The sequence below is a fragment of the Sphaerisporangium aureirubrum genome, from assembly GCF_042658925.1.
GTDB classification, from domain to species: domain Bacteria; phylum Actinomycetota; class Actinomycetes; order Streptosporangiales; family Streptosporangiaceae; genus Sphaerisporangium; species Sphaerisporangium aureirubrum.
The window spans coordinates 1-17,876 of record NZ_JBHSRF010000122.1 but is presented as its reverse complement, the minus strand read 5'-3'; the positions used below and the strand labels follow the sequence as shown (position 1 = coordinate 17,876).

The window sequence follows — 17,876 nt, the reverse complement described above, 5'->3', positions numbered from 1 at the left end:
GCCGGGGCCGACCGGCGCGAGATGGACCGGCGCCGGCGGCCGCTCCGGCGCCGGCGGCCGCTCCGGCGCCGGCGGCCGCTCCGGCGCCGGCGTCCGCGGGTCCCGCGGTGATGCTCATGCCCGACGGGTCAGGCGGCGGCCCGGCGGACGAGGTCGGCGACCGCCGCGGGCTGCGACAGGTAGACCGAGTGGCTGCCCGGTGTCTCCGCCACGGTCGCCCCGGCGCGCTGTGCCATGGCGTGCTGGGCCGGCGGCGGGATCATCCGGTCGTCGGTCGCCACCAGGTACCAGGACGGCTTGGCCCGCCACGCGGGTTCGGTGACCGTGCCGCCGAGCGCGTCCACGCCCCAGGGGACCTGGGAGTCGGCCATGAACGCCGCCTGGTCGGCGGGCAGGTCCCCCGCGAACGACGCGGCGAACTTCTCCCGGTCGAGGAGAAGGAATCCGTTCACCGGGGGCAGGATCGGCGGGACCGGCGCCCCGGGCGGCGGGTCGGCGATCAGCGTGTTCACCGACTCGCCCTTGTCGGGGGCGAACGCGGCGATGTAGGCCAGCGCCGCGACGCCGGGGTGGGTGCCCGCCTCGCTGATGACGACGCCGCCGTAGGAGTGGCCGACCAGGACGCAGGGACCGTCCAGGCCGTCGATGACCTGATGGGTGGCGGCGACGTCGCCGGCCAGGGACAGGGTCGGGTTCTGCACGACCGACACGCGGTAGCCGTCGGCGACGAGCAGGTCGTGGACGGCCTGCCAGCCGGAGCCGTCGACGAAGCCGCCGTGGACGAGCACGATGTTGCGGATCATGCCGCTCCTTCGCGAGGGGAGAAGGGGAACGTGTCTCACGGTAGGAATCGGGCGGCTTCCCTCGCGTACGTCAAATGATGTACTCGCCGTCGCGCGCGGCCATGAGACGGCTCAGCTCGCCGCGGGTGGTGATGCCGAGCTTGGGGAAGATGCGCGACAGGTGCGTGCTGACCGTGCGGGGCGAGACGAACAGCCGCCTGCCGATGTCGCGGTTGGTCAGGCCGTCCGCGACGAGCTGCGCGATCTGCGTCTCCTGGGCGGTGAGCCGGTCGCGGGCGTCGTGCTTGCGGCGGATCCGCTCGCCGCTCGCGCGCAGTTCGCGCAGCGCGCGCTCCGACCAGGGCACCGCGCCGAGCGCGTCGAACGTCTCGGCCGCCGCGCGCAGCGGCGCCCTGGCCTCGGCGGCGCGGCGCTGGCGGCGCAGCCACGCGCCCCACGCGTACCGCAGCCGCGCCCGTTCGAACGGCCAGCCCACCAGGTCGTCGCGGAGCGCCCGCCTGAACAGCTCCTCGGCGCTCTCGTCGGGCGCGGTGACGGCCCGGATGTAGGCGAGGGCGACCTGCCCGACCGGCGACCCGCTTTCCTCGATCACCGGGGTCAGCTCGCCGGCGACCGCGCACAGCTCCGCCTGCCGTCCGCTGAGCAGGGCCGCCTCCGCCAGGTGCGGCAGTGCCCACAGCCGCAGGTTCTGGTTGTAGCTGACCTCGCTGGGGGTGAAGATCGGGCGCAGCGCGTCCCAGGCCGCCTCGAAGGCTCCGTCGGCCAGCTCGGCGGCCCCCTTCGCGAACTGCACCAGGGACAGCATCGGGTACGCCCCCGCCGACATGAACGCCTGTTCCACCCGCGCGGCGAGATCGCGCGCGACGTCCGTCGCGCCGCGCAACGCGTGGATCTCGGCGGACGCGGCGTCCGCGGTGAGCACCCACTGCGGCTGCCGGGTCTCCAGGGCCAGTGCCCTGCCCTCGGCGGCGGCGATGACCCCGAGCCGGGTGTCGCCGAGCCGGGCCGCCGACGTCGCCTGCCCGACGAGCGAGTGCGCGAGCGACCCGAACGGCCCCCGCGCCCGCATCCCCGCGACCGACTCCGCGTACATCCGGGCCCCCAGCGGGAACGCCCCGACCGCGTTCGCCGCGTCGCCCAGCATTTGCAGGTTGTGCGGGCTGACCCAGCTCGCCTTGCTCAGCGCGTCGAGCTGGCGGAGTACCTGCCTGCCGCGCTCGACGGGGCTGATCATCGCGAGCGACGAGACGATCTGCGGGTCGTCCTCGGGCACGGCCAGCCGTTCGATCGCGGAGAGCACGAGCGCGCGGCTCTCCCGCGGGGGATTGGCGAAGTACCAGCGCATACTCACCCTGGCCAGCCAGCGCAGCGCGAACGCCGAGCCGTCACGCGCGCGCATCTCGTCGAGGAACTCGCCGAGGTCGGACAGCCGGTCCACGCCGGTCCACACGAAATGCAGGGCAACGTCGCGGAAGTAGGTGAGCCGTGACCGGTCGACCTGGGCCAGGTCGGCGTCCTCCGCGCGGCCGACAAGGCGTTCCAGGGCGGCGCGATCGCCGAGGTCGAAGGCCATGAAGGCGGCGTCGACCAGCCGCGCGCCCCGGCGCACGGGGTCCGCGGTGAGGTAGGCGGCGCGCTCCAGCGCCTCCAGGGCACGTCCCGTGGCGCCCCTGCCCTCGGCGCGCAGCGCGGCGGCGGCGAGGCCGGCCGCGATGTCGTCGTCGTAGGTGGCGGCGGCCGCCGCCCGGTGCCAGATCTTGCGGTCGTCGTCATCGGGCAGGACGCCGGCGAGCGCGGCGTGCGCCTCGCGGGACAGGCCGGTCCCGGCCGCCTGGACGATCGCCGACCTGACCAGCGGGTGCCGGAACCGGACGCGCGCGACGTCGGCCACGACCAGCCCCGCCCGGGTCGCGGGAACCAGCGCGGACGCCCCGATCGGCCTGCCCGTCAGCAGGGACGCGGCCCGGGTGTTCTCCTCGATCGCGTCGTCCTCGTTGACGGCGGCGACGAGCGTCAGGATCCTGGTGTCGGCGGGCAGCGCGGCCAGCGCCTGGGCGAACGCCCGCTCCAGCCGCTCGGTCAAAGGCAGCCTGCTCGACGCGAGGAGCTCCTGGTCCTGCCGGGAGGCCAGCGCGGCGAATTCGATCAGCGCGAGCGGATTGCCTTCCGCCTCCGCCAGCACGCGGGCGCGCAGCGCGATGCCCAGCTCGGGAGCGACCCGCGCCAGCAGCTCCGCCGCCGCCTGGCCGGTCAGCGGCGGCACGGTCAGCACGGGCAGCCCCGACGCGGCGAGCCTGGTCCGCGCGTCGGCGTCGTCGCGCAGGGTCGCCAGCAGCACGACGGCGTCCGAGCGCAACCGGCGGCCGACGAACGCGAGCACCTCCCAGCTCGGCTCGTCCAGCCAGTGCGCGTCCTCGACGGCGAGCACCACCGGCGAATCGCCCGCCAGGGCGGACAACCGGTGCAGCACCGACATCGCGGCGCGCAGCGGGCCGCCGTGGAGGTCGCCGGCCACGAGCCCGGTCCCCGCGAGCAGCCTGCGCAGCCCTTCGTAGGGGGCCTGGCCCTCGGCGGGCACGCCGGTCACGGTCAGCACGCGCGCGTCCCTGGCCGCGGCCTCGGCCGTGACGACCCCGAGCAGCGCCGACTTGCCGACGCCCGCCGCGCCGCTCAGCATCAGCGCGCCGCCACCCAGCTTCGCCTCGTCCAGCAGCGCCAGCAGGTCGCGCAGTTCGGCGTCTCGTCCCACGAGGGCGGGCGGCGCCGCGGCGACGATGCTCATATCGCCTCCTCCGGCGTGCCGTCCCGGCGCGAGCGCTCCGTGACCAGGGCGAGCACCTTGTGCGTGGCGGTGTCCATCAGGCCGCGGCCTGGCGGATGAGGTCGGCGACCACCGCGGGCTGGGAGACGTGGACGGCGTGGCTGCCGATGGCCTCGACGACGACCGCTCCGGCGCGCCGGGCCATGGTGCGCTGGGCCGGCGGCGGGATCATGCGATCCGCGGTGGCCACCAGGTACCAGCTGCGCCTGTGCCGCCAGGCCGGCTCGGTGACCGTCCCGCCGAGGGTGTCCACGTTCCAGGGGACCTGCGCGTCCGCCATGAACGCGGCGGTCCGCGCGGGCAGGTCGGCGGCGAACGAGCCGTGGAACCTGTCCCGGTCGAGGAGCAGGAAGCCGTCGCGCGGGGGCAGGATCGGCGGCACCGGCGCCCCGGCCGCCGGGTCGGCGGTGAGGGTGGCGACCGATTCGCCCTTCTCGGGGGCGAACGCGGCGATGTACGCGAGCACCGCGACGTTGGGGTGGGTCCCGGCTTCGCTGATGACGACCCCGCCGTAGCAGTGGCCGACCAGGACGGCCGGGCCGTCGAGGCCGTCGAGGATCCGGCGGGTCGCGGCGACGTCACCCTCCAGCGACAGCGCCGGGTTCTGCGCGACCCGCACGTGGAAGCCGTCCCCGGCGAGCTCGTCGTAGACGCCCCGCCAGCCGGATCCGTCCACGAAGCCACCGTGCACGAGCACAATGTTCCTGATGGCCGTCATGGCCGCTCCTGACCTGGACGACAGGCCCGACGCCTGTCCGGTGGCCCTATTCAAGCCGCATGGAAGATCACGAGCCACGCAGGACAGCACGCAGAGTTCCGCACTCGACCGGCCTCCGGCCGGTACATGACGACACTCGCCCGCCTGTGGCGTCGACGCGCCGCGACGCGCTCGGATCGTCTTGCCGTGCCTGTGGCGGGGTACGGCCGTCCGACACTACTTTTGTGGTTGTTCGTATCGCCGGTGATGGTCGGGGAGATATGGCGAATATCGTGCTGTTTCATCACGTGCTGGGGCTCACGCCGGGCGTCACCGCGTTCGCCGACGAGCTGCGGCGGGCCGGGCACACCGTCCACACACCCGACCTCTTCGAGGGCCGTACGTTCGGCGGCATCGAGGAGGGGATGGATCACGTCCAGCGAGTCGGCTTCGGCGCGATGATCGAGCGCGGTACCCGAGCGGTCGAGGACCTGCCCGCCGACCTGGTCTACGCCGGCTTCTCGATCGGTGTCCTCTCCGCGCAGAAGCTGGCTCAGACCCGGCCGGGCGCGCGGGGCGCGCTGCTGTACTACGCCTGCGCGCCGCTCAAGGAGTTCGGCGACGCCTGGCCGGACGGGGTGCCCGTCCAGGTGCACGGCATGGACGCCGATCCCTTCTTCGCCGGCGAGGGCGACATCGGTTTCGCCCGGGAGGTGGTCGCGTCGGCCGCGCGGGGCGAGCTGTTCCTCTATCACGGTGACCAGCACTATTTCGCCGACCACACGCTGCCGTCCTACGACCCGGACTCCGCCGCGCTGCTGCTTTCCCGCACGCTGACGTTCCTGAGGTCGCTCGCGTGACGACCTAGGGGCAAGCCGGGGCCGGCTGATCTGCCGTCCTCGCGCACCGGCGCGCCACCATCACTTCACCGCCGGCCTTTCAGGTTCGGCGACACGTGCGGGTACACGAGCTGGTTCCGGGCACCGGCCGGCGCCACCCGCATCCAGATCGTGTCGCCGCTGGCCAGGTGCCGGGATATGACAATCACTGTCCTGACGTCCGACCGGCCGATGTCAACTCGTTATCCGCGGCGGGGGTGCGGGCCGGATTTGCGCGTGTTACAACCCTCGTGGGTTGATCGCGGAGACAGAGAAGGGGCGGTGAACCACGTGGCGCAGGAGCGAGACCTCCGGCGCGCCGCCGGTGGCACCGCCCGGCCGGCGGCAGACGCCGGGCACGTCTCGGTAAACGGCTCCGGCCTCGGCGGCCGAGACTGCACTCCGATCCTCACCCATCGACGATCATCGGCAACGAGCGCGGCGGCGCGCGCCTCGCCTGACACCGTCCCCCGGTCAGGAAAGGTACCCCTCCATGTCACCACGTTCTCGAACGTGGGCCAGGCCCCTCCCCGCGGCCTCCCAACCCAACGCCCGCCGCCCCCTGCCCGGGTTGGTTGCGGCGATGGCCCTCGTACTCCTGCTCCCCTTCCTCTCCCTCGTCGCGCCGTCCGCGGCCGCGGCGGGTGCCACGAGCGCCGCCGGCGCCGCGGAACCCGCCTTCAAGATCCTCGTCTTCTCCAAGACCACCGGCTTCCGGCACGACTCGATCCCCGACGGCGTCGCGGCCGTACAGAAGCTCGGCCTGGAGAACGACTTCGCGGTCGACGCGACCGAGGACAGCTCGCTGTTCACCGACGAGAACCTGGCGCAGTACCAGGCCGTCGTCTTCATGTCCACGACCGGCGACCCGCTGAGCACCCAGGACCAGAAGGACGCCTTCCAGCGTTACATCCAGGGCGGTGGCGGCTACGCCGGTGTCCACGCGGCGTCCGACAGCGGCTACGACTGGGAGTGGTACGGCAAGCTGGTCGGCGCGTACTTCAAGTCGCACCCGGCGATCCAGCAGGCCACCGTCAAGGTCGAGGACCCGGCGCACCCCTCGACGCAGGGCCTGCCGACCTCGTGGTCCCGCACCGACGAGTGGTACGACTTCCAGGCCGACCCCCGCGGCACCGTGCACGTGCTGGCGTCGCTGGACGAGAAGTCCTACACCGGCGGCACCATGGGCGCCGACCACCCGACGGCGTGGTGCCAGGACTTCCAGGGCGGCCGCTCGTGGTACACCGGGCTCGGCCACACCAAGGAGAGCTTCGCCGAGCCGCGGTTCCTGAGCATGCTCCTCGGCGGCATCAAGACCGCCGCGGGCGCGGAGAAGGCGGACTGCTCCGCCTCGCAGAGCGGCGGCTTCGAGAAGACCACCCTCGACGACAACACCGCGAACCCGATGATGCTGGACGTCGCCAAGGACGGCCGCGTCTTCTACATCGACCGGCTCGGCGACGTCAAGATCATCAAGCCTGCCGGCGGCACCGTGACGGCCGCGCGCCTCACCGTGTTCACCGCCAACGAGAGCGGCCTGCTCGGCCTGGCCCTCGCCCCCGGCTTCGACAGCAACAAGTGGGTCTACCTCTACTACTCGCCGGCGGGCACGAACGTCGACCGGCTGAGCCGTTTCACCGTGACCGGCGACAGCCTGGACATGGCGAGCGAGAAGACGATCCTCGACGTGCCGGTGCAGCGCGCCGAGTGCTGCCACCACGGCGGCGGCATGGTCGTCGACCAGAAGACGGGTGACCTGTGGCTCGGCACCGGTGACAACACCAACCCGTTCGCGTCCGACGGCTACGCCCCGCTCGACGAGCAGCCGGGCCGTGCCGCGTGGGACTCGCAGCGCACCGCGGGCAACACCGACGACCTGAGCGGCAAGCTGCTGCGGATCCACCCCGAGGCCGACGGCACCTACACCGTGCCCACCGGCAACCTGTTCGCCCCGGGCACCGAGAAGACCAGGCCCGAGATCTACGCCATGGGCCTGCGCAACCCCTTCCGGATCGGGCTCGACCCGAAGACCGGATACCCCATGGTGGCCGACTACGGCCCCGACGCCGGTTCCAGGAGCCCCACGCGCGGCCCGGAGAACACCGTCGAGTGGAACCTCATGAGCAGGCCGGGCAACTACGGCTGGCCCTACTGCGTCGGCGACAACACGCCGTACATCGACTACGACTTCGCCACCAGGACCTCGCGGGCGGCGTTCGACTGCGCGGCGCCGGTCAACGACTCGCCCAACAACACGGGCCTGGCGAACCCGCCGCCGATGATCCCCGCGACCGTCTGGTACCACGCCGCCATCGACGCGCAGAACTTCCCCGAGCTGAACGGCGGCGCGCCGATGGCGGGTCCCGTCTACCGGTACGACCCCGGGCTGACCTCGACCACCAAGTGGCCGGCCTACTGGGACGGCAAGGCGATCTTCGGTGAGTGGAACACCAACAAGATCTTCTCGTTCCAGGTCAACGAGGACACCACCTCGCTCGTCAAGATCAACCAGATCCTCGCGTCCTTGAGCTTCAAGCGGCCCATGGACCTCAGGTTCGGCCCCGACGGCGCGATGTACCTGATCGAGTGGGGCTCCGGCTTCGGCGGCGACAACGCCGACTCAGGCGTCTACCGCGTCGACTACGTCAAGGGCACCCGGCCGCCGATCGCCCGCGCCTCGGCGGACAGGACCGACGGCCCGGCGCCGCTGCGCGTCCAGTTCTCCAGCGAGGGCTCGCTGGACCCGGAAGGCAAGGTGCTCACCTACGCCTGGGACTTCGACGACGACGGCACCGTCGACTCCACCGACCCGAACCCGGCGCACACCTACACCGGCGCGGGCAACTACAGCGCGGTCCTGACGATCACCAACACCGACGGCGTCAAGGCCACGGCGAGCATCCCGATCGTCGCGGGCAACACCCGCCCGACGGTCACGCTGACCCCGCCGCCGGACGGAGGGTTCTTCGAGTTCGGCGACCAGGTGAGGTACAAGGTCGCCGTCACCGACCCCGAGGACGGCACCATCGACTGCACCAAGGTCAAGGTGCAGGCGTATCTCGGTCACGACAGCCACGGCCACCCGCTCGACGAGCACCAGGGCTGTGAAGGCGTGCTGCAGACGCTCACCGACAGCGGCCACGGCACCGACGACAACCTGTTCTACATCCTGGAGGCCACCTACGCCGACAACGGCGGCTCCGGCGGCGCGGCCAGGTCGCTCACCGGCCGGGGACAGGTAGTCCTGCAGCCCAAGCGCAAGCAGGCCGAGCACTTCACCGAGACCGGCCGCGTCGCGGACGGCACCGGCACCGACAACCCCGGCGTCCAGCCGGAGACCACCACCGACCCGCAGGGCGGGGCCCGGAACATCGGGTTCATCCAGGACGGCGACTGGTGGTCGTTCGCCCCGGCCAACCTCGGGGGCATCACCGCGATCCGGATCCGGGCGTCGTCCGGCAACAACGGCGGCACCGTGCAGGTGCGGCTCGGCGACCCCGAGACCGGCACACTGCTCGGCTCGGTCGACGTGCCGGGCACCGGCGGCTGGCAGACGTTCGACGACTACACGGTCAACCTGACCGGCTCGCCGGCGCAGACCGGGCCGCTGTACTTCGTCGCGCGCAAGCCGGCGGGCGCCGCCGCCGACGCCTACCTGGTCAACGTCAACTGGATGGACTTCGTCGGCAAGGGCGTCACCGAGAACCAGCGTCCGGCGGTGACCGCGACGGCCACCCCGTCGACCGGCGTCGCGCCGCTGACGGTCACCTTCACGGCCACGGCCACCGACCCCGAGAGCGACGAGCCGCTCACCTACAAGTGGAACTTCGGGGTGAGCGGCGCGCCGCAGCCGGACACCGCCGAGGCGAGCTACACCTACGCCGCCCCCGGCACCTACAACGCGACCGTGAAGGTGACCGACTCCAAGGGCGCGGCCACCACCGCGCAGGTCACGGTCAAGGTGGACGCGGTGAGCTCGCAGTGCCTGACCGGCCGTTCCGACGACTTCCTCGGGACGGGGCTCGACCGGGACCGCTGGTCGGTCGTCCGGGAGAACCAGGACCTGCGGGTCGCGGACGGCAAGCTCGTGATCCCGACGTTCCTCACCGACATCTACAGCACCGGCGGCGACACGCCGAACATCGTGGTGCAGCCGGCGCCGTCCGGTCCCTGGACGGCCACCGCCAAGCTCACGATGGACGCGCGTGACGCGTACCAGCAGGCGGGCCTGGTCGTCTACGGCGACGACGACAACTACGCCAAGATGGTGCTGGAGGCACGGGGGACGAACGACCACGCCAACCGCGTGTTCCAGTTCATCCGTGAGGAGAACGGCTCGCCCAACGAGGTGGGGGAGAGCAACTCCGCCACGCTCGGGGACGCCTACCCCGACACGGTGTACGTCCGCTTCGTCAGCGACGGCACCGGCATCACCGCGCACTACTCGGCCGACGGTGCGACCTACACCGCCATGGCGCAGACCAAGGCGCTCGCCGGGATCACCAGCCCGAGGATCGGCATGATCTCGCTGGCGGCCACCGGCACCCGCCCGGTGGTGGACGCGGCGTTCGACTGGTTCCACATCACCCCCGACGACACCGCGGCCGGCCCGGGTCCGGACGACGAGTTCGACGGCACCCTCCTCGACGCCTGCCGCTGGAACGCCTCGGTGCGCCTCGACCCCGTGACGGCGCGGGTGGCCGACGGCGCGCTGCGGATCGACACCCAGACGGGTGACATCTACGGGACCGGCAACAGCGCTCCGAAGAACTTCGTCCTGCAGAAGACGCCGGACGGGGACTGGACGCTGGAGACGAAGATCGACGCGTCGGCGCTCAACGAGGCCTACCAGCAGGGCGGCCTGATCGTGTACGCCGGTGACGACGATTACGTGAAGCTCGACTACATCACCGACAACGCCGCGGGCTCGGCGGTCACGCGCAGGATCGAGCTGCGCAGCGAGGCCGCCGGGACCGTGCGGGACCCGCAACCACAGGTCACCGGCCTCACCGCCGGCGTCTGGTGGCTGCGCCTGGCGAAGCAGGGGGACGTCTTCCACGGCTACTACTCCTCCGACGGCACCACCTGGACCGAGGTCGCCGCGAACGGCGCGCCGGCCCCGGTGACCAACGGCGCGCTCGCCGGTGGCGCCAAGGCCGGCCTGTTCGCCTTCGGCGGGAGCCAGACGGCGTCCAAGACCGCCGCGTTCGACTACTTCCACCTCACCGAGGGCGGGGAGGACGAGGACGAGACGGCCCCGGTGACCTCGGCGGTCACCGACCCGGCGGAGCCGGCGAGCGGCTGGTTCACCGCGCCGGTGACGGTCACGCTGACCGCCGCCGACGAGGAGAACGGCAGCGGTACCGACCGCACGGAGTACCAGCTGGACGGCGGCGAGTGGACCGCGTACACCGAGCCGGTCGTCGTCTCCGGCGACGGCCCGCACACGCTCGCCTACCGCTCCGCCGACAAGGCCGGCAACGTCGAGGACGCCAAGACCCTCGCGCTCAAGGTGGACGCGACGGCACCGATGACCAGCGCCACGTCCGCCCCGGCGAACGACGACGGCTGGCACAACGGCGCCGTGCCGGTCACCCTCTCCGCGACGGACCAGACGTCCGGCGTGGCGCGGACCGAGTACTCCCTGGACGGCGGCGCCTGGACGCCGTTCACCCAGGTGGTCGACATCTCGGGTCAGGGCTCGCACGAGCTGCAGTACCGCTCGGCCGACAACGCGGGGAACGTCGAGGCGATCAAGGCCGTGACGGTCAGGATCGGCACGAGGGCCCCCACCGTCCTGGTCACTGGGGTCGCGAACGGCAAGCAGTACGGCGACGGCCAGGACCTGCGGATCGCGTGGGAGGCCGTCGACACCGGGTCAGGGGTGAAGACGGTGACCGGCACGCTCGACGGCCGTCCGTACAGGCCGGGGACGGTGACACCGCTCCACCAGCTGGCGCTGGGCGAGCACACGCTCACCGTCACCGCCGTCAACAAGGCCGGCAACCAGACCGTGCAGACGGTGAGGTTCTCCGTCGTCACCTCGACGGAGGACATCGGCAAGCTGATCGACCGCTTCAAGGCGCAAGGGAAGCTCAGCCGCAAGGGCGCGGAGAAGCTCCACAAGGCGCTCTGCGACGTGCGCAAGGCCGAGGACAAGAGGGGCGGGGACCACAAGAAGATCGTCAAGGAGCTCGAGAACTTCAAGAAGGTCGTCGACGACAGGAAGGTCGTCACCGACGGCCAGGTCCGGACCACGCTCCTGCGCGACGCCGACGCGCTGATCGTCCGGTACGGCGGCACCCCGAGAAGGTGACCGTGCGCGGGGTGCCGGCCCCACCGGCACCCCGCCGACCCCGAGGGGATCCATCACGCGTGAACAAGACGATCAGGTGCCCTGGTCGGCGACCTTGAGGTGGATCGAGCCGTCCCACTCGACGAGGACGGACGCGCGGAGCTCGGCGGAGCGGCTGTGCACGACGCCGTTGGTGAGAAGCTCCGAGAGCACCAGGACGGCGTCGTCGCGGCGCGCATGGCCGACGAGGACCTTTCTCAGCCATCGCCTTCCTTCGCCGACGGACGCCTCCGATCCGGGAAGCACCACGGTTTCCTCCCGCTTGCCGGAGGAATAGATACGCATTCGCCGGTTTCCTTCGTTAGGGGATCTTGACCCCTTCAGAGAACCGTCCAGCCGGTGCGTTATGCGGATGTCCCGGCGGACATTCGGCCCGACTTTTCTTTCCGATCGGCCCTCCTTTTCCCCCCGCGATCGGCTACTTTCCGTGGTGACGACATCGCCGGAGGTGACCGTGGCCGGTCAGCGCACCCCTTTCGTCCAGGCCTGCGCGGAGCGCGGCTGGAACCGCCCCGTCGCCTTCCTGGCCTCAGTCCCTCGGAACTCGGTTTCCCGCCGCCGCCATATGGTGAAAATTATTCGTGCGCGTTCCTCATATCTGGCGAAACGGAGGAAACGGATGTGAAACGGCGTACATTCGTGACCAGTGCGGTCGGTACATCGGCAAGTGTCGCTTTCAGTTCCTTCGTGCCGCCAGAGAACGTTGGAATGCGACATGTCCACGAGCTGCGCACCGAACTGCGAGCCCTGCGCCTCATGGGCGAGCCGCGAGGCGGGTGCCTACTCCCTGATGGGTGATCACACCGCCGCTCGCGCACGATTGGCTCGCGCGATGCGACTGATGGAAGGCGCCGATCCGGAACGGCCCGAATGGACCGCCTACTGCGACTGGGCCGAGCTGGATCTCTACCAGGCGGAGCCGCGGCCACGACCCTGGAAGGTCTCGACCAGCTCCGTGAAGTGTCATCCGGACGCGTGACACTCACATGATCAAGGTGCGCGACACGCTGGCGTCAGTGGACGCCAAGAGCGCCCGAGAGGCCGCGGACGCCTTGACCCAGCACCTCAGGTAATAAGCCCCGGTCCAAAGTCCCGCCGTACATCCCGGGACGCGGGATCTCCGGAGTGACGGCTCACGTGCCGGCCGCCGCGTCCTGGATCACCCACGTCCAGGGATCGGAGAACTCCGGTTCCGCCTCGGCCGGTGAGGGTGGCTGACAGAAACTTTCACCTCGTCGAACGACCGCCCGGCCGCCGGGATGCGATCGGGCCGGGGGTTATGGCGGTCTGTGCGCGTACCGATCAACCGGCGGAATCGCGGTCAGTTGACACTTAATTTGACCGCAGTGATAGTAACTGCACGTTGCGCTCGTCCGGCTCGTTCCGCCTGACACATGCGCGGCGTGCGGTCGGTGGCTCGCCATGTCGATCTCCAGATCCGGTCGGCGCCGGCCGGCCTGGCCGCGGTGGGAGCAGGTGCGCCGTTGCCGGGCTCCGCCGGTGTGTGCCGCGCACGCCACAACCGATTCAGAGCGCCGTCGTGACACCCTCGGAGGGCGAAATGAGAAAACGCTCGATCATCAGCGCGGTACTGGCGGCGGCGGTCGTGCCGGTCTGCGCCGGAATAATGGCGCTGACCACGACGCCGACGGCTGTCGCGGCGGTCGGCGGCTCGGGGCCTTACCCGGCTGACTACGAGACCTCCACCGGTCTGCCCAATCACACCATCTACCGGCCCGGAACCCTGCCGTCGGAGAAACTTCCCATTTACGTGTGGGGCAACGGAGGCTGTTCCGCCAACGGGCTCTCGCAGCTGAACTTCCTGCGCGAGATCTCCTCGCACGGCTTCCTGGTCATCGCCAGCGGCGCCCCGAACGGCTCAGGCTCGACGACGTCCCAGCAGCTCACCCAGTCCATCGACTGGGCGGTCGCGGAGAACAGCCGCCAGGGCAGCAAATACTTCGGCAAGCTGGAAACCGGCAAGATCGCGGTAGGAGGGTTCTCCTGCGGGGGGCTGGAGGCTTACGCGGTCTCCAACGACTCACGGATCAGTACGACCACGATCTTCAGCAGCGGGTTGCTGAACGACTCCGACGACTACCAGCTGCGCCGGCTGACCAAGCCGATCGGCTACTTCATCGGCGGGTCCAGCGACATCGCCTACCCGAACGCCATGGACGACTGGGGCAAGCTGCCGGCCGGGCTGCCGGCGTTCATGGGCAACCTGAACGTCGGGCACGGCGGCACCTACGGCCAGACCAACGGCGGCGAGTTCGGCCGCGTGGCCGTGCTGTGGCTCAAATGGCGCCTGAAGGGCGACAGGACCTCCGGCACCAACTTCGTCGGCGGCGGCTGCGGCCTGTGCAACACCCAGTGGCAGGTCCAGCAGAAGAACCTCACGCTCGACGGCGGCGACCCGACCGTCACCCCGACGCCGACCGTCACCCCGACCGTCACGCCGACGCCGACCCCGACCTCCGGGACGTCGTTCCGGTTGCGCAACGAGGCGGCGGGCCGGTGCGTCGACTCACCGAACAGCGCCACCGCCAACGGCACCCAGTTGCAGGTCTACGACTGCCACACCAACCCCAACCAGAGGTTCACCTACACCTCGGGCAGGCAGCTGCAGATCCTCGGCAAGTGCGTGGACTCCCCGACCAACGCCGGCTCCGGCACCCGCGTCCAGCTCTACGACTGCCACGGCAACAACAACCAGCAGTGGGTCTTGAACTCCAACGGCACCGTCACCAGCGTCGCCAACAACCTGTGCCTCAACGCCACCGGCACCGGCAACGGCTCCGGTGTGACCATCAACTCCTGCAACGGCTCCGCCAACCAGAGATGGACCCAGGCGTAGTCCACGACCGATCTCCACTCCGCGTTCACCGGCTGATCGCGACTGACCCAGGACGGAACGCACGGTAGCGGCGGGCCGGGACCGATGTCCCGGCCCGCCGCGGTGTCGGGTGGGGAGGGTTGACCGGTGGGTTGCCGGGTGTGACCGTAAACAGGGGCAGAGGGGGAGGAATCAGGCGGAGAAACCGGAGATATCGGACATAGGGGTTGAGCTGGTGGTTCAGGGAGGAGATCGGATCGTGATCTGTGGTGGGGTTGACCGGGTTTGTGAGAGCGTTAACACTCGCTGAAGACCAATGTGAGGTAGATGACATGTTCGCGCTAACAGCAACACGTACCTCACGGCTGATTTCGGTATCTGGTGAATCCTTCGCGCCGTGAATGTGCCGGCGTGCGTCGCATCTGAGGAGACCATCGTGTTGACCGCGTACCTCACCCTCGATCCCGCGTTCCGGGTCGCGCCCGTCCGGCGGCGCACGTTCGGGACGTTCGTCGAGCATCTCGGGCGGTGTGTGTACACCGGCGTGTACGAACCCGGGCATCCCACGGCCGACGAGGACGGGTTCCGGCGGGACGTGCTGGACCTGGTGCGGGAGCTGGGGGTGACCACCGCGCGCTACCCGGGCGGTAACTTCGTGTCGGGATACCGCTGGGAGGACGGGGTCGGGCCGCGGGAGCGGCGGCCCCGCAGGCTGGACCTCGCGTGGCACAGCACCGAGACCAACGAGTTCGGGCTGGACGAGTTCATCGCGTGGACCCGCAAGGCGGGGGTGGAGCCGATGATGGCGGTCAACCTCGGCACCCGGGGCATCGCCGAGGCCCTCGACCTGCTGGAGTACTGCACCGTCGAGCAGGGCACCCACCTGTCCGACCTGCGCGTCGCCAACGGCGCCAAGGAGCCGCACGGCATCAGGATGTGGTGCCTCGGCAACGAGATGGACGGCCCCTGGCAGATCGGCCACAAGACCGCGCACGAGTACGGCCGCCTGGCCGCCGAGACCGCCCGCGCCATGCGCATGGTCGACCCCGCGCTGGAGCTGGTGGCCTGCGGCAGCTCCGGTTCGAGCATGGAGACCTTCGGCGCCTGGGAGGCGGCGGTCCTGGAGGAGACCTACGACCTGGTCGACTTCATCTCCTGCCACGCCTACTACGAGGAGCACGACGGCGACCTCGGCTCCTTCCTCGCCTCGGCCGTGGACATGGACCACTTCATCGACTCGGTGGTGGCCACCGCCGACGCCGTCGGCGCCCGGCTGAAGAGCAAGAAGAAGATCGACATCTCGTTCGACGAGTGGAACGTCTGGTACCTGTCCCGCTTCCAGGGCGCCGAGCCGCCACGGGACTGGCCGGTCGCCCCCCGCCTGCTGGAGGACCACTACCACCTGGCCGACGCCGTGGCCTTCGGCGGCCTGCTGATCTCCCTGCTGCGGCACAGCGACCGCGTCACCTCGGCCTGCCTGGCCCAGCTGGTCAACGTCATCGCCCCCATCATGACCGAGCCCGGCGGCGGCGCCTGGCGCCAGACCACCTTCCACCCCTTCGCCCAGGCGTCCCGGCACGCCGCCGGCCACGTGCTGCGCACCGAGCCGGTCTCGCCGTCGTACGTCACCGAGCGGTACGGCGAGGTCGCCACCCTGGACGCCGTCGCCACCCACGACGAGGAGACCGGCGCCACCACGCTGTTCGCGGTGAACCGCTCCGTGGACCAGCCGCTCACCCTCACCACGAGCCTGCGGGGCCTCGGCCCGGTGCGCCTCGCCGAGGCCACCACCCTGTCCGGCCCCGACCCCTACGTCCGCAACACCGCCGACGCCCCCGGCACGGTGGTGCCGCGGCCCAACTCCGACGTCCGCCTCGCCGACGGCACGCTGGAGATCACGCTTCCCCCCGTCTCGTGGAACGTGATCCGTCTCGACCGGCCCTGACCCGCTCCGGCCGCGGGGCCGGCCGCGGTGGCGATCATCGTGCCGTCCCCGCCGCCGGATCGTGCGCGGTGCCGCGCACACCGGCCCGGCCGGCGGGTGACCGGAAACTCCTTCTGGGGCGGATGTGACGCTAACAACGCCGCCCTCCAGGGGATCCGCTGGATCAACAGCGCGTTAACGCGGTGTTTCAGTGTGACCTGACCGTAATAGCGGGACACTTGACGGTCCCCATTGTTAGCGTTCACAGTCGTGCTCAGACCAGGAGAGGGGAGCAGCGCGTTGGGAACCCCACCGGCACGTCACCCACCGGTGATGGCCGATGTCGCCAAAGCGGCGGGCGTGTCGCACCAGACCGTCTCGCGGGTGCTGAACGATCACCCCAACGTCCGCGCGGAGACCCGGGCCCGGGTGCTCGCGGCGATCGACCGGCTCGGCTACCGCCGCAACCTGCTCGCCCGCGCACTGGTCACCAGGCACTCGCGCACCCTCGGTGTCGTCAGCTTCGACACCGCGCTGTACGGCCCGGCCAGCACGGTCTACGGCATAGAGCAGGCCGCCCGTGCCGCGGGCTACTTCGTCAGCATCGTCTCGCTGCGCACGATCGACCGGGCGGGCGTCCGCGACGCCGTGGACTACCTGGCCGGGCAGAGCGTGGACGGCGTCGTGATCGTCGCCCCGCAGCGCTCGGCGGCCAGCGCCCTCGCCGACCTGCCGCGCGACCTGCCGGCGGTGGCGGTGGAGGGCGGCCACGAGGGCGAGGTCTCGGTGGTGTGCGTCGACCAGGTGGAGGGCGCCCGCCTGGCCACCGCCCACCTGCTCGACCTCGGCCACAGCACCGTCTGGCACGTCCAGGGACCGGCGGACTGGCTGGAGGCCGAGGGGCGCGTCGAGGGCTGGCGCTCCGCCCTGGAGGCCGCCGGCCGCCCGGTGCCCGAGCCGCTGCCCGGCGACTGGAGTCCGCGGTCGGGCTACCAGGCCGGGCGCCTGCTGGCCAAGCAGTCGGGGGTGACGGCGGTGTTCGTGTCCAACGACCAGATGGCGCTCGGCGTGCTCCGGGCGTTCAGCGAGGAGAGGGTGCGGGTGCCCGAGCAGGTCAGCGTGGTCGGTTTCGACGACATACCCGAGTCGGCGTACTTCTCCCCGCCTCTCACCACCGTCCGCCAGGACTTCGGGGCGGTGGGCCGCAGCAGCATCGAGGTTCTCCTCAGGCAGATCGAGGGCTCCGGGTCCGTCCCCCGCGAGCGTCTCGTCGTTCCCCCCAGATTCGTGGCCAGGGCGAGCACGTCACCCCTGACCTAGCCCCACCCGGACGGCAACACGAAGACGAAATCCCCCGGGGGCGCGCGATACCGGCGCCCCCGCGAACGGAAGGAAACATCCCCCATGCTGAAGAGGATCTCCGCACTCCTGTTAGCGGGCCTGACGGTCATGGCCGCGGCCGGCTGCGGCGGCGGTGGTGGCGGTGGTGACACCGGTGCCAAGGCCGGGGACAGTGGTGCGATCACGATGGGTTTCTCGCAGGTTGGTGCGGAGAGCGGGTG

The 17,876-nt window shown here is 70.9% G+C and carries 10 protein-coding genes; 6 read left to right on the top strand and 4 right to left on the bottom strand.

Annotated elements, in window-relative coordinates:
* Window positions 1-128 precede the first annotated feature (128 nt).
* The 3 genes from ACFP1K_RS39080 to ACFP1K_RS39070 all read right to left on the bottom strand — a co-directional run bounded on the left by ACFP1K_RS39080 (window position 129) and on the right by ACFP1K_RS39070 (window position 4,342).
* On the bottom strand, window positions 129-803 hold the full coding sequence (locus ACFP1K_RS39080; protein WP_380763261.1) for an alpha/beta fold hydrolase: 675 nt from the start codon (window positions 801-803) through the stop codon (window positions 129-131).
* A gap of 70 nt (window positions 804-873) precedes the next feature.
* Window positions 874-3,585 carry a helix-turn-helix transcriptional regulator gene (locus ACFP1K_RS39075; protein WP_380763259.1) on the bottom strand — a complete coding sequence of 904 codons (2,712 nt, stop codon included), beginning with the start codon at window positions 3,583-3,585 and terminating at the stop codon, window positions 874-876.
* Window positions 3,586-3,661: 76 nt separating this feature from the next.
* Window positions 3,662-4,342, bottom strand: a complete 681-nt coding sequence (locus tag ACFP1K_RS39070; protein ID WP_380763257.1) for an alpha/beta fold hydrolase — start codon at window positions 4,340-4,342, stop codon at window positions 3,662-3,664.
* A gap of 272 nt (window positions 4,343-4,614) precedes the next feature.
* On the opposite strand from ACFP1K_RS39070, the gene ACFP1K_RS39065 reads away from it, so the two are divergent.
* On the top strand, window positions 4,615-5,181 hold the full coding sequence (locus ACFP1K_RS39065; RefSeq protein WP_380763255.1) for a dienelactone hydrolase family protein: 567 nt from the start codon (window positions 4,615-4,617) through the stop codon (window positions 5,179-5,181).
* A gap of 601 nt (window positions 5,182-5,782) precedes the next feature.
* Entirely contained in the window at window positions 5,783-11,515 is a 5,733-nt protein-coding gene (locus ACFP1K_RS39060; protein ID WP_380763253.1) for a ThuA domain-containing protein, read from the top strand.
* Window positions 11,516-11,587: 72 nt separating this feature from the next.
* Here the strand turns inward: ACFP1K_RS39060 and ACFP1K_RS39055 are convergent, their stop codons facing one another.
* A complete protein-coding gene (locus ACFP1K_RS39055; RefSeq protein ID WP_380763251.1) occupies window positions 11,588-11,839 on the bottom strand; it encodes an ATP-binding protein in 252 nt (83 codons plus the stop codon).
* A 547-nt stretch (window positions 11,840-12,386) separates the two neighbouring features.
* On the opposite strand from ACFP1K_RS39055, the gene ACFP1K_RS39050 reads away from it, so the two are divergent.
* From ACFP1K_RS39050 to ACFP1K_RS39035, 4 genes are all read left to right on the top strand, one after another.
* Entirely contained in the window at window positions 12,387-12,533 is a 147-nt protein-coding gene (locus tag ACFP1K_RS39050) for a hypothetical protein (protein ID WP_380763249.1), read from the top strand.
* 582 nt (window positions 12,534-13,115) lie between these two features.
* The gene (locus ACFP1K_RS39045; protein WP_380763247.1) at window positions 13,116-14,411 is read left to right on the top strand and encodes a ricin-type beta-trefoil lectin domain protein; all 1,296 of its coding nucleotides are present in this window, start codon (window positions 13,116-13,118) and stop codon (window positions 14,409-14,411) included.
* A 415-nt stretch (window positions 14,412-14,826) separates the two neighbouring features.
* Window positions 14,827-16,335, top strand: coding sequence for an arabinosylfuranosidase ArfA (gene arfA / locus ACFP1K_RS39040; protein WP_380763245.1), 1,509 nt, complete (start codon window positions 14,827-14,829; stop codon window positions 16,333-16,335).
* 312 nt (window positions 16,336-16,647) lie between these two features.
* Window positions 16,648-17,634, top strand: a complete 987-nt coding sequence (locus tag ACFP1K_RS39035; RefSeq protein WP_380763243.1) for a LacI family DNA-binding transcriptional regulator — start codon at window positions 16,648-16,650, stop codon at window positions 17,632-17,634.
* Window positions 17,635-17,876: the final 242 nt, after the last annotated feature.

Excerpts from the sequence above, each read along its gene's own strand:
- ACFP1K_RS39045 (WP_380763247.1), top strand. The coding sequence starts at position 13,116 with ATGAGAAAACGCTCGATCATCAGCGCGGTACTGGCGGCGGCGGTCGTG.
- ACFP1K_RS39055 (WP_380763251.1), bottom strand. The coding sequence starts at position 11,839 with ATGCGTATCTATTCCTCCGGCAAGCGGGAGGAAACCGTGGTGCTTCCC.
- ACFP1K_RS39035 (WP_380763243.1), top strand. The coding sequence starts at position 16,648 with ATGGCCGATGTCGCCAAAGCGGCGGGCGTGTCGCACCAGACCGTCTCG.
- ACFP1K_RS39070 (WP_380763257.1), bottom strand. The coding sequence starts at position 4,342 with ATGACGGCCATCAGGAACATTGTGCTCGTGCACGGTGGCTTCGTGGAC.
- ACFP1K_RS39075 (WP_380763259.1), bottom strand. The coding sequence starts at position 3,585 with ATGAGCATCGTCGCCGCGGCGCCGCCCGCCCTCGTGGGACGAGACGCC.
- ACFP1K_RS39060 (WP_380763253.1), top strand. The coding sequence starts at position 5,783 with ATGGCCCTCGTACTCCTGCTCCCCTTCCTCTCCCTCGTCGCGCCGTCC.
- ACFP1K_RS39050 (WP_380763249.1), top strand. The coding sequence starts at position 12,387 with ATGCGACTGATGGAAGGCGCCGATCCGGAACGGCCCGAATGGACCGCC.
- ACFP1K_RS39080 (WP_380763261.1), bottom strand. The coding sequence starts at position 803 with ATGATCCGCAACATCGTGCTCGTCCACGGCGGCTTCGTCGACGGCTCC.